Here is a 22,805-nt window from a genome sequence, read left to right on the forward strand (position 1 = left end):
TAAATCAGACTATACTATAATACCACTTTTAAAATAAAAATTCTACACCTTTTGATATTGTCTAATTTTTTCTATAAGATTTTTCATGTTTTCCCTTGCTATTACTGGGTTTCTGGCATGCGAGTACACTAAAAATTTCGGTTGTTTTGTGTCAGAAACGATATAAGACCACTCTTTTTCGGTATATTTGAACTGTACTCCTTCAAATATACCTTCTTCCTTTCTTTCCATATCAGCCAATAATTTCCTCATTACTTTTCCTTTTTCATTCCATGAACATACAACTTCATCACAAAGTAGATAAAGCGGCGGTGATTGCTCTACTATGCTGAGAAATGTTTTCCCCTGCAATGCTATTAACTCGAATAATTTTCCAATTCGATATAAAATATCTCGCTTCCATCTCGCTTGAAACGACTTTTTTTCATCCTGCGTATAAAATAGAAGGTAACATTCTCCTAATTTCAAAGACATCGGGTAAATATTTCCTGCTGATTCAAGTAATAAATCTGGAATATCTACCTCTTCAAAATCTGTTCCTTGGTAAATATTACTATGATTATCATATAACTCGAAATAATTTCCTTGCTCTGAAAACATAAGTGCCATATTTGCTTTGCTTGATTTCATCAAAGCTTTCACATGATCCTTTTGTTCGCCCGCATAAATCCATGTAACTGTGCATCCGAGCCTTTGTAAAAAGAGCATCAGTAAATGTTGTAACATATCATTCCTCTTATTAATAAGAAGATGAAACTTTTGTTTTTGTATTTTCTCAATATCAACGCGCTCTAATACAGCCTCTATATAATCATGTAAAGAAACGTGGACTAGCTTATTCCGCCCCATTTCTTTCTCACATACGTAATAAAACGACTCAGACATATATACTTGTTCTATCGCTTTTTGCTGCTTATACGTTAATTGTACCCCCTCCTTACCATATAACTTTATAACAACCTCTTTTTCGTTTTCCACTTGAATGAAAACCCCACCTGCACATTGTAAATCCTGAATGCTATACTGAAAAAGTGACTCGTTTATTTCTTTGCATTCCATCGTATGAATCCCGATACCATGAATCGCATGAAGAAAGAGATTTTTATAAGAAGTCGTTTCTATATGTTCTTGACTCCCAATTAATATACTTTCTCCTTTGGCAAAAAGAGATCCATACGCCATCGCAACCTTCACAATAAATTGAGGAGTGATTTCAACATTACCTCTTCCTACAATACGGCTTTTTTGCAACCATCCTGCACTCTTTTCACTTTCTTGAACACCAGCCGATCCTACTACTGAATAGCTGTCAATCGCCTTATATGGCCATAGTTTTCCCTTTTGCTTAATTACCGTACTTTTCCCTATATGACAATGATCCGCTACAATGCTTTTTTGAAACAGTGTAACGTCATCTTCCACCATTGTATGCTCTCCTATGGTCGTTTCTAATAGCTCGCAATACTGACCAATGTGCGCATTTGCAAAAACAATACTTTTTTGAAGATGAGAATAACTTGAAACCACACTATTTTTCCCGATAATAGAGTATGGCTCAATTACAGCTCCAGCACCAATCTTTGCTCCTTCTCCAATAAAAGAAGGACCGTGAATTTTCGTTCCTTTTCCAATCGTCACACCTTCCCCCATCCATACCATCGGCAATACTTCCGTGTAAGGAATAGGTACTTGCAATTTTTTCGTTAACAAATCAAATTGTGCTTGTCGATATTGATCAAATGTACCGATATCTAACCAATAACCTTCTGACAAATATGCAAATAACGCGTTCTTATTTGCCAATAGCGGAAACACATCTTGACTGAAATCAAAAAACTCTCGGGGCGGTATGTAAGAAAAAATTTCTGGCTCCATAATATATATACCTGTATTCACAATATTAGAGACTACTTCATTCCAGCTAGGTTTTTCTATATATCGTGTAACCTCTTGTTCTTTGTTCATTACAACTAAACCGAATGAAAGTGGGTTTTCTACTTCCTTTACAAACATAGTTACCATTCTTTTCTTTTGTTCATGAAACATAATTCCTTCTGATAATTGAAAATCAGTTAACGCATCCCCGCTTATCACAACAAACGTTTCATCTAAAAATGTTTCCGCTTGTTTAATACTCCCTGCGGTTCCAAGCGGGGGAGAATCTTCAAAGTAGTACAAGTTAACTCCCCATTTGCTACCGTCACCAAAATATTGTTTAATGGCTGTACTCATATACTGAACAGTAATTGCAATTTCACGAATACCATGCTGACGTAATAATTCAATATTGTATTCCAAAACTGGCTTTTCTAATAATGGTAACATCGGCTTTGGAGTATTACATGTTAATGGTCTAAGGCGTCGTCCTTTTCCTCCAGCTAAAATAACCCCCTTCATATACTTCAGCCTCCACTTATATAATGATCAGTAACTTCATATACGATATGTATATTATCTACCCCGCATTAACTAGCAGTATAAAATGAAACTTTAATTAGTAGTGATTTTGTGCATCTCCCACTGATTATTAGCCCTGACCACTCGGGCTTTTACAGGCGGTAAAACTGTCTATATACATGTACCTTTTCAACACCATGAAAGAAAGCGCTTACCATTAACTTAGTAAAATATCCCTTAATAAGTGAACAACATATATGTCCTATTTTTTCCATTATATTATGATACATCTTATCATCATAAACTAAAGGAAACAACGAGCTTTTTTTGTCATGTTTTGACTAAAAAAAGCAGGTGATGTTTCACCTGCCTTTTTCTTTATTCATTTAATAAGTAATGCTTTCCTTTTACTAAATAAAAAACATTTTCAGCAATATTTGTAATATGATCTGCTACACGCTCGATATATCTCGCCACAAAGGATAATTGTGTAATTTGTGTAATTGCTTCTGGTTGTTCTGGAACTGAAGATATAAATTCACGAATCGCTTTCCCATATATTTCATCAACTGAATCATCCATTTCGGCAATTTGTTTCGCAAAAGTTAAATTTTCTTGCTCATATGCTTCTAGCGCTAACTGTAGCATCTTATTTGCAATTGCAAACATTTCATCAAGATTGTGCAAACTCACAACCACCTCTTTTTCCCCAAGACGAATTGTTGATTTCGCAATATTAACAGCATGATCTGCAATACGCTCTAAATCTGTCGCTGTTTTAATTGAAATGAAAATCCTTCTTAAATCACTTGCTACAGGTTGCTGCTTCGTAATAAGCATAAGCGCAAGATCATTTATTTCCTCTTCTAAATTATCCATACGATAATCACCATCTATTACCTCTAACGCTTTCTCTACATCCCTTTTATGAAGACCTTCCATAGCAAGCAATAATGCTTCCCTCGCTAGCTCTCCAAGCTCAATCACCTTTAGCTGTAACATTTTTAAATCACATTGAAACTGTTCTCTTACCATTGTTTCTTCCCCCTCAATATTATGTGCCATTATATATAGATCTCCTACCTAGCCTACTTGTAATAAGCCTTAAGATAGGAGAAGTATTACTTCTCTAATTAAATGAGGTAAAAATAAGAAATACCCTCTGTTAAGAGGGTATTTGCTCTTAGCCTTGCAACGATATCAACCGAATCGGCCTGTAATATAGTCTTCTGTACGCTTATCTGAAGGTGTCGTAAATAATTTATTTGTATCTGTATATTCCACAACTTCTCCACTTAAGAAGAAAGCAGTTTTGTCTGAAATACGTGCTGCTTGTTGCATGTTATGCGTTACGATCACAATACTAAAGTCTTTCTTTAACTCTTGAATTAATTCTTCTACTTTTAATGTTGAAATTGGATCTAGTGCCGATGTTGGCTCATCCATTAAAATAACGTCTGGTTCAATTGCTAAACAACGTGCGATACATAGACGCTGTTGCTGTCCACCAGATAAACCGTATGCATTATCATGCAAACGATCTTTTAACTCATCCCAAATCGCTGCTCCACGTAAACTTTTTTCAACAATTTCATCCAATGTTTTTTTATCACGAATACCATGAATTTTCGGGCCATATGCTACATTTTCATAAATAGATTTCGGAAATGGGTTTGGCTTTTGGAACACCATTCCCACATGAGTTCTTAATTCTTCAACTGGGTATGATTTTTCAAATATATTGCGCTCTCTGTATTCAATTACACCTGTAGTTCGCACGATTGGTACTAACTCTACCATACGATTTAATGTTTTTAAGTACGTTGATTTACCACAACCACTTGGCCCGATAATTGCTGTAACTTCATTCTCATGAATGCTTAAGTTAATATCTTTTAAAGCATGGTCTTCTCCGTACCATAAATTTAAGTTTTTCGTATCAAATACTACTTTCTTTGGTGCAGTCTCGATTTTCTCCTCGTTTTTCACCTGTACATTTACTACTGTTGCTACCATTTGAATTCCCCTTTCATCCATTTCCAACTTATTTTCGATTTCGTAACCATAAGACAAATATATTGATAAAGAGTAATAAGCCTAACAACACAATCATCCCAGCAGCTGCTACGTACTGAAATTCTTCTTGCGGTCTACTCATCCAATTAAAAATTTGAATTGGTAAAACTGTAAATCTATCAAACATACTAAATGGAACAAAATTTACAAATGCAAGTGCCCCGATAACTAATAACGGTGCCGCTTCTCCAATCGCCCTTGATATCGCTAACGTACAACCCGTTATAATTCCTGGGAAAGCAGATGGCAATACAATTTGATACATCGTTTGCCACTTCGTAGCACCTAATCCGTAAGAGGCTTCTAATAATGAACTTGATACAGATCGTATCGCTTCTTGACTCGCTACAACAACTGTCGGTAAAACGAGTAAACTCATCGTCAGTGCCGCCGCAATAATACTCTCACCTAAATGAAGAGCATATACAAAAATAGTTAAGCCGAGTAATCCAAATACAACGGAAGGTACTCCTGCTAACGTTTGATTATTAATTTCTATTACCTTTTTAAATATAGATTCCTTCGCATATTGCTCTAAATAAAGAGCAGTTCCGACTCCAAGTATAAAGGAGACCGGTATAACAATACTCATAAATAATATTGTTCCTGACAAAGCTGCAGCAATCCCAGCTTCTTTCGGATTACGCGAAGCGAAGTTTGTAAAGAAATCTAACGAAAGGTAACTTATACCTTTTTCAAAAATTTGAAAAAGTAAAATAAGCAGTATTACTATTGAAAACAAAATTGCTATATAAAATAACAATTTGTAAACTCGGTCTTTTAAAAAGCGTGATGCCATATTCTCTTGTATTTTTTTATGATTCAACATTCGCATATTATGTCACCCTCCTAAAGCGGCGCATAATAGACTGCGAAATGATGTTCATGATAAAAGTAAATAAGAATAAAGTTGCGCCTACAGCATACATGCTGTAATACGTAATTGTTCCATGCGGAGCATCACCTAAACTCACTTGCACAATATAGGCTGTTAGCGTTTGAATAGAGTGTGTCGGATCGAGCGATACATTCGGTGTAGATCCCGCTGCAATTACAACTATCATCGTTTCACCAATTGCCCTGGAAACAGCTAATATGATCGCTGCCATAATCCCTGTAAAGGCCGAAGGAAACACGACTTGTTTTACCATCTCAAACCGAGTTGCTCCAAGTGCTAACGAAGCTTCTTTCGTTCCTTTCGCTACAGCTCTCATCGCGTCTTCAGATAGAGATGCAATTGTAGGTATCATCATAAAGCCAATAACAATACCTGGACTGATCGCATTAAAAAACTGTAAATCTGGTATAATCCGTTGTAAAAGCGGTGTGACAACTGTTAATGCAAAAAAACCATATACAATTGTCGGAATACCTGCTAATAGTTCTAACATCGGTTTTAATACTTTCCTTGCACCGTTTGAAGCATATTCGCTTAAAAATACAGCACACGCTAAACCGATAGGAATTGCTACGAACATGGCAATTGCTGTTACAAGGAACGTTCCACATATAAGTGGTAATATACCGAATTTAGGATCTTCAAAAAAAGGTAACCATTCTTTTCCCGTCAAAAAGGAGTGTAATGGTATTTTTTGAAAAAACATCAATGTTTCATTTGCCAATGTAAAAATAATTCCAAGTGTCGTTAAAATAGACACGCTAGCAATTATTTTTAGTAATAATGGAACGATTCGATTGATTCGCTGCGTTTTTTTTCTTTGTTTTGTATTTCTTTCAATCAAATGTTGTACAGAAAATGTAACTTGACTTTTGTCATTATGAGCCAAAGATGAAAACCCCTTTCCACCCTGACATTACCTTTTTATTTCTGTTAACATCCGCAGCTGTTCATTGTATTTTTCTTTTGGTAATTTTACATATCCAACCTCTTCAGCAAGATTACCTACATGCTGAATCATAAACTCAATATAATTTGCTACATTCATTTTATTTCGGATAGATGCATCATTTACATAAGCAAATAACGGCCTAGATAATGGCTTATACTTACCTGATTGAATAGTATCTTTCGTCGGAAGTACACCATTCACTTTTATTGCTCTCACCTTATCTCGATTGGCCATATAATAAGCATATCCTACAAAAGCAATGGCATTTTTATCATTCATTACCCCTTGCATAATAACTTGATCATCTTCAGACAAAGAGACTTTTTTTACAATGCGACTATTTTGTAAGATGAAATTTTGAAAATAATCATACGTACCAGAGTCTACACCTGGCGCATAAAACTTCACCTGTTCACGTGGCCATGATGAATGAATTTGTGACCATCGCTTTTCGCTTTCATCTTCACTCCATAATAGACGTAACTCGTCTACCGTCATATTGTCTACCCAAGTATTTTGGCGATTCACAACGATCGTAAGGCCATCGTAAGCGACTTCAAACGGTGTAAACTGAATGGAGTTTTTTTTCATCTCATTTTCTTCCACTTGTTTCATTGCTCTCGAAGCATTATTTATATCTACTTCTCCTTTACTGAAACGATTAAATCCTCCTCCTGTTCCAGAAACACTGATGGAAATCTTCACGTTTGGATGCACCTTTGTATATTCCTCCGCTACTGCTTCTATAATAGGAAAAACTGTTGAGGATCCATCAACTCTCACTTCTCCCATTTCATTCACAGCAAATGCAGTAGACGTGCCAACATAAAAGAAACATATCGACAATATGAAAACTTTAATCGATGCACTTATCCATTTCACGTGTTCTTCCTCCTAGAAGTAACCGGAAATAACAGGATTACAGATATAAGAATACTGCTAAACTATTAATTCGGTTTTAATTGTTTGTAAAAGTTTTGTAAAGTTCCACAAGAATCAACATTAGGTGAAATTCTAATCCGTAGCCATTGTTCATCTTCACTGATGATTGGTCCATAAAACCGTTATCCTCCAGAAAGATGCATAAGTATCATTTATGAGGCCCCTTAATTTTCCGCTATGATACGCTTGTCCATTTTATTAAAACGTATGCATGAACCATAAAAAAAAGCACACTATCTTTTCAGATAGTGTGCTTTTTTTACAACTTTTTTATTCATCATCTTGCTCTTTATTTTTCTTATCTATTTCATCTTTTGTAGCTTCGCCATTTTCTACCTTTTTCAAATCAAAGTACGCGTCCATAATGTCACGGCTAATATATCCATTAATACCTGATTTATCATCTACCCAAGGTACAACAACAGAAAATGCTACTTCAGGGTCTTCGAATGGCGCATAACCTACTAACGTTAAGTTATATGTCTCTTTGCGCTCACCTTTTGCATTTCTACCAATCTCTTTATCTCCGCCATACACAGTTTCGGCTGTACCTGTTTTACCAGCAGCTTTATACGGTGCACCTGTAAAGTATTTCGCAGCTGTACCACCTGTATCATTAAATACTTGTCTAAATCCTTCCTGAACACGTTTAATTTGTGATTCAGGCATATCTACACGGTTTAGTACTTTCGGTTCCATTGAATGAACAACTTTTCCAACTTCATCTGGTTTCACTGCCGGTTGACGAATTTCTTTTACAACTTGCGGCTGCATACGGTAACCACCATTTGCAATTGTTGAAACATATTGTGCTAATTGAAGTGGTGTATACGTATCATACTGTCCAATTGATAAATCCAATAAGAAACCTGGCATATGATCTGTTCTACCTCTTTGTCCAGCCGTTTCATTCGGTAAATCAATGCCAGTTTTTACACCAAGTCCAAATTGACCGAAATAGTAACGCATTGTATCATATGATTTTTGTTTTATATCTAATGTACCGCCTCTTACATAGGGAACACCAGCAATATTCATCGCTGTTTTAAACATATAAACGTTTGAAGACATTTTTAACGCTGTAAGGTCATTAATATATCCCATCGTCTTCCAAGACGATTTTTTTAGCGGTCCTTTTAATACAATTGGTTCATCGAGTTGAACTGAACCTGGTTGAATCGCGCCTGTTTGATATCCAGTAAGTATTGTCGCGCCTTTTACAGTTGATCCCATCGGATAAGAACTTGTCATCGTTCCTAATGCGAAATCTTGTACTTTCGTTTCGCCATTTTCATTCACTAACTGTTTCCCTGCCATAGATAGAACTTCACCATTTTTCGGATTCATCATTACAACGAATGCACGATCTAAAAGAGGTTGCCCACCTTTATATTTCAATAAACTTTTCGTGATAATTTCTTCTACACGCTTTTGTAATTCCATATCAATTGTTAAATTCAGATCATTACCACTTTGCCCTTTTGATACATTAATCGTTTCTAAAATATTACCGTTTTTATCTGTAATATTTTTCACTTCCGCTTTCGTACCGTGCAAACTATCTTCATATTGCTGTTCAAGATAACTTTTTCCTACTCGTTCATTTCGATTATAATCACGAACAAGATAGTAATCTAGTCTTTCTCTCGGTAAACCTTCATCAGACGTTGACACCCCGCCAAGTACACTTCGGAATAAATCATCATACGTATATTTTCGATCCCAATCAACATTCGTATCTACGCCTGGTAATGCTGCTAGGTTTTCACTAATAATCGCATATTCTTCTGGTGTAGCATCTTTTTTTATAACTTGTGGTGTCATTGCATATCCGCCGTCCATTTTGCTTTTAATCGCTAGTATTTCTAAATCTTTTGCGGATAATTGATTCACTTCTTCTTCTGTCACGCGACTTCGTTGACGCTCGTCTAATTCTTTATCGTCAATTTTTTTATTTTTAAACTCTTGACGATCTTTATTCGTAATTTTTTCTTTCGCTTCCTCTTTATGAATAGCAAGCCAATAATCTTTTTTATCACGATCTGTTAATTTATCTGTCGGTACTTCAATCAAATCTGCCAGCTTTTTCGCTGTTTCTAAGCGAGCCTCTGCAGTTGATCCTTTCATTTTTGTAAATGTAATCGTACGTACAGCTGCATTATCTACTACAGCTCGCCCAAAACGGTCAAATATTTTCCCACGTGGTACAGGATTACTTATCGTCGAGTTTTCTTTCCTCTCCACTTCATTCTTATATTCCTCACCGCGAACAATTTGTACATAACCAAGCCTTACAATAACCGCGGAGAACATTAAAAACACGCAGAAAAACAGCACGTTTAACCGAAAAGGAACGTGAGTCTTTTTCTTTTGTTGTTTCTGCTTCTTGCTCATACAAACCCCCTCTACCAACAGCTATGTAATGTGAAAGGGACACCTTCATACAGGTGTCCTCACTGCTGTCTTACATCTTTTTCTATTCTAGCATAAAACAACCGAGAAGTTAACCTTCTGGTTCTGTTTGATTCTGCGCATTTGCTTGCGTTACAACACTTGTTTTACTCGCATTTCCCTCATCATATTTGACATTTTTAACTGCAAAATAAATAAGGAAATGTCCTGCACCTAAAATACATAATAAGTAAGGTAAACTTTTTTCAGGCGGAAAGAATAATACAGCACATAAAAAACTTAAAACCGAACAAATTCTTCCTGCATTTAACCATAATTCCCGGACAACTACATACTCTACACGCCACTCTCTCGCATTTTTCGCTCTGCCAATTACATCATATGTCATGGATCCGTACGGAACGAGCAAAATAGGGTATGCAACCGCAATACACGCTGCATAAATAAGTAATTTTGCGTATGTAACGTTGAATATAACTAAAAATACGACAGCATATAAAATAATGCCTCCAAGTAAAATTGCTTTTTTCCGCCACTCTTTCTTTAACATACGAGTGACTAAGTAGTAACATACAAATGATACAGCAGAATTTACTAAGCTATATTTTCCTAAGGCGAGTTCGCTATCCGTCGCTAAATACACGTATACGGAAATCACAAAAATAAACGTTCCCTCCCTCAACCCTTGGAAAAAATGAGCACGTGTAATTCTTCCCCAATTTTTATCAATCTGCCGCTCTTTCAATACTTGTACAATTTCATACCGTCCTTCACATTCTCTCTTAGATACAAAAAAGCTTAAAATGACAGCAATTGCAAATAACACTAACGAAAGAAAGAATATAACCGTATAGCCACTCCATTTTTCCATACGTGAAATTGTGTATCCAGCTGCTATCGGTCCAATCATTCCAGCGAAGGATGTAAGAAGTCCAAGAAACCCATTAAAGAAATCTCTTGTTTCTGGTTCTGTAATCTCAAATGTTAATAAGTTAAACGCGAGCCAGTAAAAACCATATCCGACTCCTAAAAGAGCCCCCATTAATAAAATATAGTGAGAAGCGCTTTTTCCCGCTACTAAAACAACGATAAAAAAAATAGCTAACGTGCCTACGCCTATTCGTAACAAGATTGAGCGATCAATACGCTTCGCTAATTTCCCACCTATAAGAAATGTGAGAGGCTGTAATACAACGCTGGCCAAATTATACAAGCCAAGATTCACATAATTTTGTGTTTGTTTCCATAAATAAATGTTAACAAACGTATTCGATAAAGAAATTGCGAGCGTGTATAAGCCTCCAATAAGGAGCAATAACACTAAATCCCGATTCACTTCAACATCACCAATTACATGTTTCCACTTCATACACAACTCTCCTTTACTTCATGTTCTAGTCTTCCAAAGACAAGCCCAATTATGTAAAAGGAAAGCATAGAAAAAAGCTAGGAGCATTCTCCTAGCTTTTTCTATCGTTATTACAATTATTTTGCTTCTTGGTAACGTTTTTCAGCAGCGTTCCAATCTACAACGTTCCAGAATGCACCGATGTAGTCAGGACGACGGTTTTGGTAATTTAAGTAGTAAGCATGTTCCCAAACATCTAAACCTACAACTGGAGTTTTACCTTCAGTTAGAGGAGAATCTTGGTTTGGCGTGCTTGTTACTTCTAACTCACCATTGTTTACTACTAACCAAGCCCAACCAGAACCGAAACGAGTTGCGCCAGCTTTTGCGAATTCTTCTTTGAATGCATCGAAGCTACCGAATTTCGCTTCAATTGCAGTTGCAAGTTCGCCTACTGGTTGTCCGCCGCCGTTTGGAGATAAGATTGTCCAGAAGAATGTATGGTTAGCATGTCCGCCACCATTGTTACGTACTGCTGTACGGATTGCTTCTGGTACTTCGTTTAAGTTTGCAACTAATTCTTCTACGCTTTTGTCAGCTAATTCTGCATGACCTTCTAAAGCAGCGTTTAAGTTTGTAATGTAAGTGTTATGATGTTTTGTATGATGGATGTTCATTGTTTCTTTGTCAAAGTGAGGCTCTAAAGCATCATACGCATAAGGTAAATTTGGTAATTCGTGTTTTGCCATTGTTATATTCCTCCCAGTTTATGTATTGCCACTTAAGTGACATACAACTTCATTCTACCCTAATTGCCATAGGGTGCAAACAAATAAATCACATTGTCTTGCTATCATTAACGTAGCAAAAATCCCACTTCTTTTCAATTAAAATGCTCATATATTCCGTAAAAAAAGCTCCCTTCTACAAGGAAGCTTCCCACTGACATAATAAACATGCGAAATGGATATGGACCCTGTAGGACTCGAACCTACGACCGGACGGTTATGAGCCGTCTGCTCTAACCAGCTGAGCTAAGGGTCCACAATTATGTATGTAACAACATATCAAATAAAGGAATTCCTATCGGATATATCCTTTAAGAAATGTAAGATAAATTTACCATATGACAAAGAAAAGTGTCAATTGTATTTTTCTCATATAAAAGAAGAAAATTAATAAAAAGAAATTTAGTTATCTCCACTATATGTAAATATAATATATCTTGAGATTCTCTAGATTCCTACGTTACAATGATTTTATACATACATAAAGGAAGTGAATCTATGTCCATATTTACCCAATTAGTAAAAAGCGTATATTCGCCTAAAGATATGGCGCTATTCCGTTTTCAAAAAATCGGAAAAACCATTTTGTATATTATGCTACTTTGTCTAATCACTACTATTCCAAGAACATTCTTTTACGGCAGCTTTATCCAAGATAGTGTCAGCATGGTAAATCAAGCGATTGAAAAAGATTTACCTGATTTTAAAATCGAAAACGGTGAACTAAAAGCAGATATTGAACAACCTATTCAAAAGGAAGAAGGAGATGCTCTTTTCGTATTTGATCCCAATACAACAGATATAGAAACATATAAAAACAAAACTGGTTTATTTATTTTAAAAGATAAAGTAGTTTCTATAGGAAATGGTCAAACACAAACATACTCCTATAATGATTTATTAGGGACATCTCTTGAGAAGAAAGATTTACAAGATTTCATTTCTGTATTCGATAGTATTTATCCAATTTTACTAGCCGTTATCGGCGTGTTAGTATACCTATTCCAATTGTTTATTACTTTCTTAGGAATTACTTTACTTGCGTTTATAGGTTCTGCTATGAGTGGTCAACGTAAATTATCTTATAAGCAAGTATGGACGTTAACTGCATACAGCTACACAATCCCAACAATCTTCTTTATGATTATGGATCTATTCAAAATCGTTGTACCTGGTTCAACATTTATTTATATCGCAGTTGTTTTAATTGTTCTTTACTTAACGATTAAAGAAGTTCCAAAACCGAAAGAAAAATAAAAACGAAAAAATGCCTAAATAGGCATTTTTTTTTTGGACAAGCATATATTCCTAGCAAAGGAGTGAAGAATATGAAAAGATTAGGTATATTCTTATTCGTGCTTGTTCTTGGTTATATATTTTATTACGATATAAAAATCGGCACTTTACCGATGTTAAGTTCATATAAAAAAACAACCGCGGCCCAAACGATAAAGCAAGAAAATACAGATACAAAACAAAATAAAGAGAACAAAGCAGAAAAAGAAACAGATGTAACTTATAAAACAATTGAAGTCAAAACAGGTGAGACAGTCCTTTCTATTACTGAACAAATTAATAAGAAAAACATCCCTTCCATTGAAAAGGTAATTGATGACTTTAAACAACTAAACAAAAGTACATCTGCTACAAAAATACAAATTGGAAAGTCTTATAAATTCCCGTTATATCAATGAGCAATCACTTAATCCTTGTCAATTACATAAAGGCGCTGATACAATAGTAAAAGTGAAACCGAGCACTTCGGTTTCTATAGCCCTGTATCACGTATACTTTCATTGATATGAGGGACTAAATAAGAAACTTCTTTTATAAGGAGAGCGATCTATTCGTGAATGAAATGACTCATCGTACAAAAACACGTCCAGTTAAAGTCGGTAATTTAACAATTGGCGGTAATAATGAATTAATTATACAAAGTATGACAACAACAAAAACACATGATGTTGAAGCAACAGTTGCTGAAATTAAACGTTTAGAAGAAGCTGGCTGTCAAGTTGTCCGTGTTGCTGTTCCAGACGAACGCGCAGCAAATGCTATTGCTGATATTAAAAAACAAATCAACATTCCACTTGTTGCTGATATTCATTTTGATTATCGTCTTGCTTTAAAAGCAATTGAAGGCGGCATTGATAAAGTACGTATCAATCCAGGTAACATTGGTCGTCGCCATAAAGTAGAAGCTGTTGTAAATGCGGCAAAAGAACGCGGTATTCCAATTCGTATCGGTGTAAACGCAGGTTCATTAGAACGTCACATTTTAGAAAAGTACGGATACCCAACTGCAGATGGTATGGTTGAGAGTGCCCTACATCATATTAAAATTTTAGAGGACTTAGATTTCCACGATATTATCGTATCTATGAAAGCCTCTGATGTTAACTTAGCAATTGAAGCATACGAAAAAGCTGCTCGTGCTTTTGATTACCCATTACATTTAGGTATTACAGAATCCGGAACATTATTTGCCGGAACTGTAAAAAGTGCCGCTGGTCTTGGCGCAATCTTAAATAAAGGCATCGGAAATACACTACGTATTTCATTAAGTGCTGACCCAGTTGAAGAAGTAAAAGTTGCGCGTGAACTATTAAAGTCATTCGGTCTTGCATCTAATGCAGCAACACTTATTTCTTGTCCAACTTGTGGTCGTATTGAAATTGATTTAATTAGCATCGCTAACGAGGTGGAAGAATACATCTCTACACTAAAAGTACCAATTAAAGTTGCAGTACTTGGTTGCGCTGTAAACGGTCCTGGTGAAGCTCGTGAAGCTGATATCGGTATTGCCGGTGCACGTGGAGAAGGATTATTATTCCGTAAAGGGCAAGTTGTTCGTAAAGTACCAGAAGAAATAATGGTAGAAGAACTGAAAAAAGAAATCGATGTAATTGCTGCTGAAATGGCTGCTGAACGAGAAAAAGAAAAAGAAACACAAGAACAATAAAAAGAAGGTTGCCACAATATTTGTGGGCAACCTTCTTTTTTTACGTAAAAAAGCTCGTCAGTTATGTAACCGACGAGTTCTTATTTTGCACATTTTGGACAACGGCCGTATATTTCAAACTTATGCCCGGTTACTTCATAACCGTTAAAATCTTTATTCATAAAATCCATCGGGCAGGAAGTAATCTCTTTCGTCCCCCCGCAATCTAAACAAATAAAATGATGATGATGTTCCATAATAGAACATGTAAAACGAAAATGTTTTTCACCATTTAATTCCGTTTGTTCTAAAACACCGATTTCAGCAAACACCGTTAAGTTACGATAAATCGTATCAAAGCTAAGACCTGGATAATCATCCTTCATATGCTCTAAAACGTCTTTCGCCGTTAAATAACGATTGTGAGCTGCAAATAACCTGAGCATTTCTTCCCTTTTCCCAGTATGTTTGTATCCTTTATCTTTCATTAGGCGTAAAGCTTCTGTTAGATTCATATCTATCCCTACTTTATGCAGTTTTTTTCTTTTTCCATAAAATCGCACCAATTAAAATAAGAACTGCTATCATAACAATTGTACCACCTGGTGCTAGATCAAGTTGATATGAAGCAAACATTCCACCAATTACTGCAATTTCACCAAATAAAATGGAAAAGAAAATTGTTTGTTTAAATCCATTTGCAATACGAATACTTGCTGCAACTGGTAATGTCATTAATGATGATACGAGAAGAACCCCTACTACACGCATTGATACTGCAATAACAAGAGCAACCAATATAATGAAAATAAAGTGAATCCACTTTGCACTCAAACCGGTTGATACAGCATATTCCTCATCAAACGATAGTAAAAATAACTCTTTGTATAATAAAGTAATCGTTACAATAACAACAATTGCTACAATGCCGATGATTATTAAATCCGTACTTGTTACAGCACTTACACTCCCAAATAAATAACTAAATAAATCAGTGTTAAATCCATTTGCAAGTGATATAAAAATAACCCCAATCCCCATTCCTGCTGAAAGAATAATCGGAATTGCTAATTCTTGATAATGTTTATATACAGTACGCAATTTTTCAATTAGTAACGCCCCACCAATAGAAAAAATCATTCCCATATATAACGGATTTAAAAATCCTCCTGTGAAAATTGTTTTTTCTAGTAGTAAACTTGCAGCAATACCCGATAATGTCACGTGACTTAAAGCATCCGCAATAAGCGACATTCGGCGAATGACAACAAATACACCGATAAGCGGCGCAACAAGTCCTATTAAAATCCCTGCATATAAAGAGTTCCGTAAAAAGTCATATTGTAAAAAATCTTGTATCATTATATCCTCCCGTGATGCTCATGCTCGTGTTCTAAACGATGAACATGATGTCCATATAAGACGGACATTTCTGCATCTTCTAACTCTCGGAACTTCTCTACATTTCCATGGAAATGTAGATGTTGGTTTAAACATGCAACATGTGTTACCTTCTCAGTAACAGCTCCCATATCATGAGTAACGAGAATTAATGTGATTCCTAACCTTTTGTTTAAATCCTCTAATATCTCATAAAAACTTTCTACATTCTTCACATCGATTCCAACAGTAGGCTCGTCCAAAATAAGTAATTCAGGATCACTAACGAGCGCACGAGCAATAAATACACGCTGTTGTTGTCCACCAGAAAGTTCTCCGATATTGCGCCCTTGAAACGCACTCATCCCTACATCAGCAATCGCTTTTTCTACCTTTTCCTTATCGTTTTTCGTAAAAAAGCGAAACAGCCCTTTTTTCGAAACGAGTCCCATTGATACAACTTCAAAAACAGTGGCCGGAAAACCAGAATTAAAGCTATTTGCCTTTTGCGACACATAACCAACTTTGTTCCATTCTTTAAACTTCTTACTGTCAACACCAAACAAACGAATACTTCCCTGTTTTGGCTTTAAAACGCCTAATAAACATTTTAACAAAGTTGATTTCCCAGAACCATTTGGCCCAACTAAACCTAAAAAAGCTCCCTTCGGAACTTGCAAATTAATATCTTCTAACACATTTCGATCTTCATATCGAAATGACAATCCTTCTATTTCTAATATATTATTCATAGCATCTCACCTATTTTAATTCAGAATGATTCCGATTTATATCTATTTGAATTATAGTACAGCTTATTATAGTTGTAAACCAATCTGCCTAAAATATATCAATTTTTTCAAGAAACCTTACTATTATAACAAAAAGCAGAGAAAAATTCTCTGCTTCCGAAAAATATTCCTATAAAATGAAACCTTAATCAGATGAGGCCATCCCCTAACGATTGGCGAGGGCTTTTACTAGATAAATTTTCTAGTGGATAGCCGATTTAAACTTGCCACCATTTGTCTCTTGTGTATTCATAATCGTAACAAACGCATTCGCATCAATTTCATACACAATTGATTTTAACTTCGTCACTTCCAGACGCGTTACAACTGCATAAATAACTTCTTTTTCTTTATCCGTGTAACCGCCTTTCGCTACAAGCTTTGTAGTTCCACGACCAAGACGATGCAAAATCGCATTTGATACTTCCTCATATTGATCTGATACAATTAAAACTGCTTTCGTTTCATCTAAACCTTGAATGACTGTATCAATTGTTTTGAATGCGATATAGTACGTCATAACAGAATACATAGCTTGTTCAACACCAAATACAAATGCTGCCCATGCAAAAATGAATAAGTTCACAAACATTACAAATTCGCCAACAGAGAAAGGTAATTTCTTCGTTAATAAAATACCCATAATTTCTGTTCCGTCCATTGATCCACCATGGCGAATAACGAGCCCTACACCAATACCTAAAATAAGACCACCAAACACTGTTGCTAAAATCGGCTCTGTTGTAAATGGCGGAACAGCATGTAACGTTGATTCAATAAACGCTAAAGCTACAATACCGAACGCCGAAGATAACATGAACGTTTTTCCGATTTGCTTATAACCTGAATACATAAATGGGATATTGAGAATAACGACTAAAGTAGAGAAACTTAACCACCAAATATTAGGAGTAAGATAATCTAATATAAGAGAAATACCAATAATTCCACCATCAATAATTTTATTTGGCATTAAAAATAGTTCAATCGCTACCGCTGCGCATGCTGCCCCAAAAATAATCATAACTAAACGATAAATAAGATGGATAACACTTTCTTTTCGGTGTTGCTTTTGTTCCATAAGTCCTCCTTATACTCTTTTTCTATAGTTTTGTCCTTATATTATAACATACGCTTCTTTTTCTCATGAAAAAAGAAACTCTATACGAATATGTACAAGCTACGTACTCATATATTTCGATAGAAGAACGTGTGAAGGAGGATAACTCAATGAACCTCATTAAACAACTTGTAAATAAAAAATTAAATCATATTTCTACAAAAGAGTTATTGAAATATAGTAAAGAGTATGAAGTTTCTATTACGACTGCACAAGCGGATCAAATTGTTTTACTTATGAAAGGAAAGAATATTAACATTTACGATAATGACGAACGGCTAGAGCTCTTAAAACAAATAGCAAAAGTAACCTCCCCTGCTACTGCCCAACAAGTAAATACTTTATTTCAGCAACTACTAAAATAAGGAGGGGGAAAATCCCCTCCTTATTGCTTATTGCGCTTTAATTTTCTCAAGAATCCCTTCATCAAAAGTACCATTTTTTAGCATTTCGATTTCTAATTTATATGGCGGCTTCTTATCTTTTTTATCTTCACCTACATATGGCGTTTCAAGGATTTTTGGTACGTGCATTAACTGCGGATGATGCACAATATGATGTAACGCTTTATAACCGATATGACCGAAGCCGATATTTTCATGACGGTCCTTTCCTGCGCCGCATACATTTTTACTATCATTAATATGAAGTACTTGCAAACGATCCATACCAACAATCTTATCAAATTCATTTAATACGCCGTCAAAATCATTTACAATATCATATCCTGCATCGTGCGTATGACACGTATCAAAGCATACTGATAATTTTTCATTATATTTTACACCATCAATAATCTTTGCAATTTCTTCAAAGCTACGACCGCATTCTGTTCCTTTTCCTGCCATCGTTTCTAACGCAATGTTAACCGTCTGCTCTGGCGTTAATACTTCATTAAGCCCTTTAATAATTTGTTGAATACCAGCATCCGCTCCTGCACCAACGTGCGCACCTGGGTGAAGAACGATTTGTTTCGCTACACCTAATGCCGATGTTCTTTCAATTTCCATGCGAAGGAAGTCTACACCTAATTGGAATGTTTCTGGCTTCGTCGTATTCCCAAGATTAATAATATATGGCGCATGTACGATAATTTCCTCAATACCGTTTAGTTCCATATGTTTTCTTCCTGCTTCTATGTTCAATTCTTCAATTGGTTTTCTTCGTGTATTTTGCGGTGCACCTGTATAAATCATAAACGTCGTTGCACCGTATGAAACAGCCTCTTCACTTGCTGCTAATAACATTTTCTTACCACTCATAGAAACATGAGATCCAATCTTTAACATACAATCACCTCTTCAATATACAATAGATATAATGATAGCATAATTTGTAGAAATATGTAGCGAATTGTTTGTTCCTAAAACACTACGCAAATTGTAACTAGCTACACCGAAACTTTAATCAGTGTTTTTCCATTCCCCACCGATTATTATCCCGCAAATATCCGGATAAAAAAAGATAAGGGGAGCCCCTTATCTTTTTTTATTGCTATATTTTTTCTTCACTTTATCACGTTCTGTTGCAAGTTTACGTTTATAGTTTGGTTTTACTTTTTTCGGCTTTTTAATAACTTTCGTTGCCATAACATCAAGTTCGTCATTTGGTTTTTTACGGCTCTTACGACGACGACGTTCACCTAAATCCGCCCACTCATCTCCGCGTAACTCTACATGCTTGAACTCAATATGACGTTGTTTTTCTAAACTATCTAACGCTTCTTCGTTTGCTGGATCATAAATCGTCACTGCAATACCTGAATGCCCCGCACGTGCTGTTCTTCCAACGCGGTGAACGAAGAAATCTAAATCTGATGGAAGTTCGTAGTTAATAACATGACTAATTCCTTCAATATCAATACCACGTGCTGCTAAATCAGTTGCAACAATATATTGGAATTCAAGATCACGAATTTGTTTCATCATTTTTTTACGATCACGCGGTGATAAATCTCCGTGAATTCGTCCAACTTTTAAGCCACGTTCCATTAATCCGTCAGCAACCTGATCCGCCATCTTCTTCGTATTCGTGAAAACAACTGCTAAATACGGTTTAAATTGTAGCAACATTTTGTTCACTAAATCGATTTTGTTACGATGTTTAGAAGGTACTAAATAATGCTCAATATTCCCAGCCGCAACTTGTTTTGGATTGATATGAATATGCTCTGGATTCTCCATATATTTCTTCAGAAACGGTTTTAGTTTTTGAGGAATTGTTGCAGAGAAAACTAGCATTTGCAAGTTTCTAGGCATGCGTGATGCAATTTTGTCTACATCATGAATGAATCCCATATCAAGCATTAAGTCTGCTTCATCGACAATAATAGTATTTGCTTTATGAACAAATAATGCTTGTGCTTCTACTAAATCTTTAATACGTCCTGGTGTTCCAACTACAATATGAGGTTGTTTTTTCAACTTTTCAATTGATCGTTGTTTATCAGTTCCACCAATTAAACAACGTGCTGTAATCATTTGATCTTCCGCACAAAACTTTGTTAATTTCACGATTTCTTCGTAAATTTGTTGTGCTAACTCACGAGTAGGCGCTGTAATAACAAGTTGTACTTCTTCACGACTTGCATTAATTCTGTTCAATGTAGGAAGTAAGTATGCATGTGTTTTCCCAGAACCTGTTTGGGATTGTCCAATTACACTTACACCTTTTTTCACGACCGGGAAAATTTTCTTTTGAATTCCTGTCGGCTCTGTAAAGCGTAGTTCACGAACTGCATCTATTAAAAATGGTTTAAAATCATACTGTGTAAAAGTTTGTTGTGTCATAAGTTACACCTTCTTTCTAAATTTCTACTGCGCGCACAAATCAGCCAAGTCTACATTATATCGAAATCTACAAGTAAAATCCATCTTTAGTTTAGGTTTTTACTTCAAAAACTAACCTTCTTCCCTCTTATTGCATATTGTATGTGTATATACCTAACTGAAGAAAGGAGGATTTCTCACATGTTTCCAAAATCCCATACAAGGCAAATGTATCCGAATCAAGGACAGCAACCTTATACACCATATCCAATTCCACAACTACCACCGATGGCGCAAAAAAAGAAAGGTTTCCTTGCTAAACTCTTTAAAAAACACGATCCAACCGAGCCTTTCATGCAAATGGTTCCACCTTATCGACAAATGGATGGACCGCCGCCAATGATGCACCAACAACCGCCGCTCCAATATCAACAACAATACCAATACCAACAGCAATACCCGCAGCAGTACTCACAACAATATCAACCATACATGCAGCAACATCCAGAGCAAATGATCCCCCCTCAAATGTATGAATCAAATGAAACGCGCGGCGGTGCAGCAACTACAGCAGCATCAAGTAGCGGCACCGGCAGTTTTTTTGCAAATTTAATTTCGAATCCAACTAATATGATAAACAATATTGAAAAAGTATCCCAAGTCGTTCAATCTGTAAGCCCTGTTGTCGAACAGTACGGTCCTATTATGCGTAACCTACCAAGCATTGTTAAAATCCTCACCTCTGGAAAAAGTACGGAAGAAGATCCAACTGAAAATCCAACTGAAGACATAACAGAAAAGGTTGAGGTAGCAACTCCGCCTCCTCCACAAAAAAAAAGAAAAAGAAAAAAAATAGTGATTGAGCCTGTCATAGAAAAAGAATTACGAGAGGAGCCTGTTCATAAAATAGCAACAAAACCAAAACTATATGTGTAACAATCCTTTGTTTTCTATCCATTCCTCCTTTATAATGTAAAAGACTATGCACAAAAGTATCCCTTGTTTAGAAGGAGAGGATTACTCATATGAAAATTGTTAAAATTTCCCCTCGTGGTTATTGCTACGGTGTTGTGGACGCGATGGTTATTGCACGTAACGCCGCATTAGATACATCATTACCAAGACCTATTTATATTTTAGGTATGATTGTTCACAACAAACATGTAACAGATGCATTCGAAGAAGATGGCATCATTACGTTAGACGGTCCAAGTCGATTAGAAATTTTAGATAAAATCGAATCTGGTACTGTTATTTTCACAGCACACGGTGTTTCTCCAGAAGTTAAACAACGTGCAAAAGAAAAAGGTTTAACGACAATCGATGCCACTTGTCCAGATGTTACAAAAACACATGATCTTATTGAAGCAAAGAAAGCTGAAGGTTACCATGTCATTTATATCGGTAAAAAAAATCATCCAGAACCAGAAGGCGCAGTTGGTATTGCACCTGACATCGTTCACCTTATCGAAAGAGCTGATGATTTAAAAACATTAGAAATTCCAACAGATAAAATTTTAGTTACAAATCAAACAACGATGAGCCAATGGGATGTTCAACATTTAATGGAGGACATTCAGAAAAAATTCCCAACAGCAGAATTCCATAAGGAAATTTGTTTAGCAACTCAAGTTCGCCAAGAAGCTGTCGCTAAACAAGCTGATGTTGCAGACTTAACAATTGTTGTCGGTGATCCGAAAAGTAACAACTCAAACCGTTTAGCACAAGTATCACAAGAAATCGCTGGTACGAAAGCATACCGCGTTGCAGACGTAAGTGAGATTAAATTAGAGTGGCTACAAGGTGTAGAAAACGTAGCTGTTACAGCAGGTGCTTCTACTCCAACTCCAATTACAAAAGAAGTTATCGCTTTCTTAGATCAATATGATCCAATGAATCCCGCTACATGGGAGAGAGTTCGAAAAGTACCGTTACAAAAAATATTACCTCGTGTAAAAGTGAAAAAAGAACAATAATAAAAACCGTTGCCTA

Annotated in this window: 21 protein-coding genes and 1 tRNA gene; 6 read left to right on the forward strand and 16 right to left on the reverse strand. The window is 35.9% G+C overall.

Features of this window, described 5'->3' with window-relative positions; all coding sequences use genetic code 11:
- Nucleotides 1-42 precede the first annotated feature (42 nt).
- The 10 genes from QCI41_RS11730 to QCI41_RS11775 form a co-directional block, all read right to left on the reverse strand.
- Nucleotides 43-2,397 carry a sugar phosphate nucleotidyltransferase gene (locus QCI41_RS11730; protein ID WP_048565714.1) on the reverse strand — a complete coding sequence of 785 codons (2,355 nt, stop codon included), beginning with the start codon at nucleotides 2,395-2,397 and terminating at the stop codon, nucleotides 43-45.
- Between the two features lie 378 nt (nucleotides 2,398-2,775).
- Nucleotides 2,776-3,432 (reverse strand): phosphate signaling complex protein PhoU, encoded by a 657-nt coding sequence (phoU, locus tag QCI41_RS11735; protein WP_088082409.1) that lies wholly within the window; start codon nucleotides 3,430-3,432, stop codon nucleotides 2,776-2,778.
- Nucleotides 3,433-3,597: 165 nt separating this feature from the next.
- A complete protein-coding gene (pstB, locus tag QCI41_RS11740) occupies nucleotides 3,598-4,413 on the reverse strand; it encodes a phosphate ABC transporter ATP-binding protein (protein WP_000226689.1) in 816 nt (271 codons plus the stop codon).
- 28 nt (nucleotides 4,414-4,441) lie between these two features.
- Nucleotides 4,442-5,308 (reverse strand): phosphate ABC transporter permease PstA, encoded by an 867-nt coding sequence (gene pstA / locus QCI41_RS11745; RefSeq protein WP_353837424.1) that lies wholly within the window; start codon nucleotides 5,306-5,308, stop codon nucleotides 4,442-4,444.
- A 1-nt stretch (nucleotide 5,309) separates the two neighbouring features.
- Nucleotides 5,310-6,260: a phosphate ABC transporter permease subunit PstC gene (gene pstC, locus QCI41_RS11750; RefSeq protein ID WP_353837423.1), complete on the reverse strand. Its 951-nt coding sequence runs from the start codon at nucleotides 6,258-6,260 to the stop codon at nucleotides 5,310-5,312.
- Nucleotides 6,261-6,287: 27 nt separating this feature from the next.
- Nucleotides 6,288-7,205: a phosphate ABC transporter substrate-binding protein PhoX gene (gene phoX, locus QCI41_RS11755; protein WP_353837422.1), complete on the reverse strand. Its 918-nt coding sequence runs from the start codon at nucleotides 7,203-7,205 to the stop codon at nucleotides 6,288-6,290.
- Between the two features lie 330 nt (nucleotides 7,206-7,535).
- Nucleotides 7,536-9,659, reverse strand: coding sequence for a peptidoglycan D,D-transpeptidase FtsI family protein (locus QCI41_RS11760; protein WP_060488265.1), 2,124 nt, complete (start codon nucleotides 9,657-9,659; stop codon nucleotides 7,536-7,538).
- 109 nt (nucleotides 9,660-9,768) lie between these two features.
- A complete protein-coding gene (locus QCI41_RS11765; protein ID WP_088082392.1) occupies nucleotides 9,769-11,046 on the reverse strand; it encodes an MFS transporter in 1,278 nt (425 codons plus the stop codon).
- Nucleotides 11,047-11,162: 116 nt separating this feature from the next.
- The gene (sodA, locus tag QCI41_RS11770; protein WP_001052034.1) at nucleotides 11,163-11,774 is read right to left on the reverse strand and encodes a superoxide dismutase [Mn]; all 612 of its coding nucleotides are present in this window, start codon (nucleotides 11,772-11,774) and stop codon (nucleotides 11,163-11,165) included.
- 221 nt (nucleotides 11,775-11,995) lie between these two features.
- A tRNA-Ile gene (locus QCI41_RS11775) sits at nucleotides 11,996-12,069 on the reverse strand.
- Between the two features lie 242 nt (nucleotides 12,070-12,311).
- On the opposite strand from QCI41_RS11775, the gene QCI41_RS11780 reads away from it, so the two are divergent.
- From QCI41_RS11780 to ispG, 3 genes are all read left to right on the forward strand, one after another.
- The gene (locus QCI41_RS11780) at nucleotides 12,312-13,070 is read left to right on the forward strand and encodes a DUF1189 domain-containing protein (protein ID WP_353837421.1); all 759 of its coding nucleotides are present in this window, start codon (nucleotides 12,312-12,314) and stop codon (nucleotides 13,068-13,070) included.
- Nucleotides 13,071-13,141: 71 nt separating this feature from the next.
- Nucleotides 13,142-13,507, forward strand: coding sequence for a protein YqfZ (yqfZ, locus tag QCI41_RS11785; protein ID WP_353837420.1), 366 nt, complete (start codon nucleotides 13,142-13,144; stop codon nucleotides 13,505-13,507).
- A 164-nt stretch (nucleotides 13,508-13,671) separates the two neighbouring features.
- On the forward strand, nucleotides 13,672-14,775 hold the full coding sequence (gene ispG, locus QCI41_RS11790; protein WP_075308387.1) for a flavodoxin-dependent (E)-4-hydroxy-3-methylbut-2-enyl-diphosphate synthase: 1,104 nt from the start codon (nucleotides 13,672-13,674) through the stop codon (nucleotides 14,773-14,775).
- Between the two features lie 80 nt (nucleotides 14,776-14,855).
- On the opposite strand, the gene QCI41_RS11795 is transcribed toward ispG, so the two are convergent.
- The 4 genes from QCI41_RS11795 to QCI41_RS11810 all read right to left on the reverse strand — a co-directional run bounded on the left by QCI41_RS11795 (nucleotide 14,856) and on the right by QCI41_RS11810 (nucleotide 18,006).
- Complete coding sequence (locus QCI41_RS11795; RefSeq protein WP_001054512.1) at nucleotides 14,856-15,269, reverse strand: Fur family transcriptional regulator; 414 nt, start codon at nucleotides 15,267-15,269, stop codon at nucleotides 14,856-14,858.
- 13 nt (nucleotides 15,270-15,282) lie between these two features.
- Complete coding sequence (locus tag QCI41_RS11800) at nucleotides 15,283-16,116, reverse strand: metal ABC transporter permease (protein ID WP_000613823.1); 834 nt, start codon at nucleotides 16,114-16,116, stop codon at nucleotides 15,283-15,285.
- Nucleotides 16,116-16,886, reverse strand: coding sequence for a metal ABC transporter ATP-binding protein (locus tag QCI41_RS11805; RefSeq protein ID WP_001059648.1), 771 nt, complete (start codon nucleotides 16,884-16,886; stop codon nucleotides 16,116-16,118). Before QCI41_RS11805 ends, QCI41_RS11800 begins: the two co-directional genes overlap by 1 nt.
- Before the next feature lie 241 nt (nucleotides 16,887-17,127).
- On the reverse strand, nucleotides 17,128-18,006 hold the full coding sequence (locus tag QCI41_RS11810) for a YitT family protein (protein ID WP_000435955.1): 879 nt from the start codon (nucleotides 18,004-18,006) through the stop codon (nucleotides 17,128-17,130).
- 149 nt (nucleotides 18,007-18,155) lie between these two features.
- On the opposite strand from QCI41_RS11810, the gene QCI41_RS11815 reads away from it, so the two are divergent.
- On the forward strand, nucleotides 18,156-18,410 hold the full coding sequence (locus tag QCI41_RS11815) for a DUF2624 domain-containing protein (RefSeq protein ID WP_001048965.1): 255 nt from the start codon (nucleotides 18,156-18,158) through the stop codon (nucleotides 18,408-18,410).
- Between the two features lie 27 nt (nucleotides 18,411-18,437).
- On the opposite strand, the gene QCI41_RS11820 is transcribed toward QCI41_RS11815, so the two are convergent.
- Nucleotides 18,438-19,334, reverse strand: coding sequence for a deoxyribonuclease IV (locus tag QCI41_RS11820; protein WP_000912444.1), 897 nt, complete (start codon nucleotides 19,332-19,334; stop codon nucleotides 18,438-18,440).
- Between the two features lie 189 nt (nucleotides 19,335-19,523).
- Nucleotides 19,524-20,834, reverse strand: coding sequence for a DEAD/DEAH box helicase (locus QCI41_RS11825; protein WP_000194012.1), 1,311 nt, complete (start codon nucleotides 20,832-20,834; stop codon nucleotides 19,524-19,526).
- 180 nt (nucleotides 20,835-21,014) lie between these two features.
- On the opposite strand from QCI41_RS11825, the gene vrrA reads away from it, so the two are divergent.
- Entirely contained in the window at nucleotides 21,015-21,749 is a 735-nt protein-coding gene (vrrA, locus tag QCI41_RS11830) for a VrrA/YqfQ family protein (protein ID WP_353839239.1), read from the forward strand.
- Nucleotides 21,750-21,838: 89 nt separating this feature from the next.
- Nucleotides 21,839-22,789: a 4-hydroxy-3-methylbut-2-enyl diphosphate reductase gene (locus QCI41_RS11835; protein ID WP_000706674.1), complete on the forward strand. Its 951-nt coding sequence runs from the start codon at nucleotides 21,839-21,841 to the stop codon at nucleotides 22,787-22,789.
- Nucleotides 22,790-22,805 lie beyond the last annotated feature (16 nt).

It is taken from the genome of Bacillus cereus group sp. MG4 (genome assembly GCF_040460055.1).
In the GTDB taxonomy this organism is placed as follows: Bacteria; Bacillota; Bacilli; order Bacillales; family Bacillaceae_G; genus Bacillus_A; species Bacillus_A wiedmannii.

Coding starts and splice junctions, on each gene's coding strand:
- QCI41_RS11730 (WP_048565714.1), bottom strand. CDS start 2,397: ATGAAGGGGGTTATTTTAGCTGGAGGAAAAGGACGACGCCTTAGACCA.
- phoU (WP_088082409.1), bottom strand. CDS start 3,432: ATGGTAAGAGAACAGTTTCAATGTGATTTAAAAATGTTACAGCTAAAG.
- pstB (WP_000226689.1), bottom strand. CDS start 4,413: ATGGTAGCAACAGTAGTAAATGTACAGGTGAAAAACGAGGAGAAAATC.
- pstA (WP_353837424.1), bottom strand. CDS start 5,308: ATGCGAATGTTGAATCATAAAAAAATACAAGAGAATATGGCATCACGC.
- QCI41_RS11760 (WP_060488265.1), bottom strand. CDS start 9,659: ATGAGCAAGAAGCAGAAACAACAAAAGAAAAAGACTCACGTTCCTTTT.
- QCI41_RS11765 (WP_088082392.1), bottom strand. CDS start 11,046: ATGAAGTGGAAACATGTAATTGGTGATGTTGAAGTGAATCGGGATTTA.
- sodA (WP_001052034.1), bottom strand. CDS start 11,774: ATGGCAAAACACGAATTACCAAATTTACCTTATGCGTATGATGCTTTA.
- QCI41_RS11780 (WP_353837421.1), top strand. CDS start 12,312: ATGTCCATATTTACCCAATTAGTAAAAAGCGTATATTCGCCTAAAGAT.
- yqfZ (WP_353837420.1), top strand. CDS start 13,142: ATGAAAAGATTAGGTATATTCTTATTCGTGCTTGTTCTTGGTTATATA.
- ispG (WP_075308387.1), top strand. CDS start 13,672: ATGACTCATCGTACAAAAACACGTCCAGTTAAAGTCGGTAATTTAACA.
- QCI41_RS11795 (WP_001054512.1), bottom strand. CDS start 15,269: ATGAATCTAACAGAAGCTTTACGCCTAATGAAAGATAAAGGATACAAA.
- QCI41_RS11800 (WP_000613823.1), bottom strand. CDS start 16,116: ATGATACAAGATTTTTTACAATATGACTTTTTACGGAACTCTTTATAT.
- QCI41_RS11805 (WP_001059648.1), bottom strand. CDS start 16,886: ATGAATAATATATTAGAAATAGAAGGATTGTCATTTCGATATGAAGAT.
- QCI41_RS11810 (WP_000435955.1), bottom strand. CDS start 18,006: ATGGAACAAAAGCAACACCGAAAAGAAAGTGTTATCCATCTTATTTAT.
- QCI41_RS11815 (WP_001048965.1), top strand. CDS start 18,156: ATGAACCTCATTAAACAACTTGTAAATAAAAAATTAAATCATATTTCT.
- QCI41_RS11820 (WP_000912444.1), bottom strand. CDS start 19,334: ATGTTAAAGATTGGATCTCATGTTTCTATGAGTGGTAAGAAAATGTTA.
- QCI41_RS11825 (WP_000194012.1), bottom strand. CDS start 20,834: ATGACACAACAAACTTTTACACAGTATGATTTTAAACCATTTTTAATA.
- vrrA (WP_353839239.1), top strand. CDS start 21,015: ATGTTTCCAAAATCCCATACAAGGCAAATGTATCCGAATCAAGGACAG.
- QCI41_RS11835 (WP_000706674.1), top strand. CDS start 21,839: ATGAAAATTGTTAAAATTTCCCCTCGTGGTTATTGCTACGGTGTTGTG.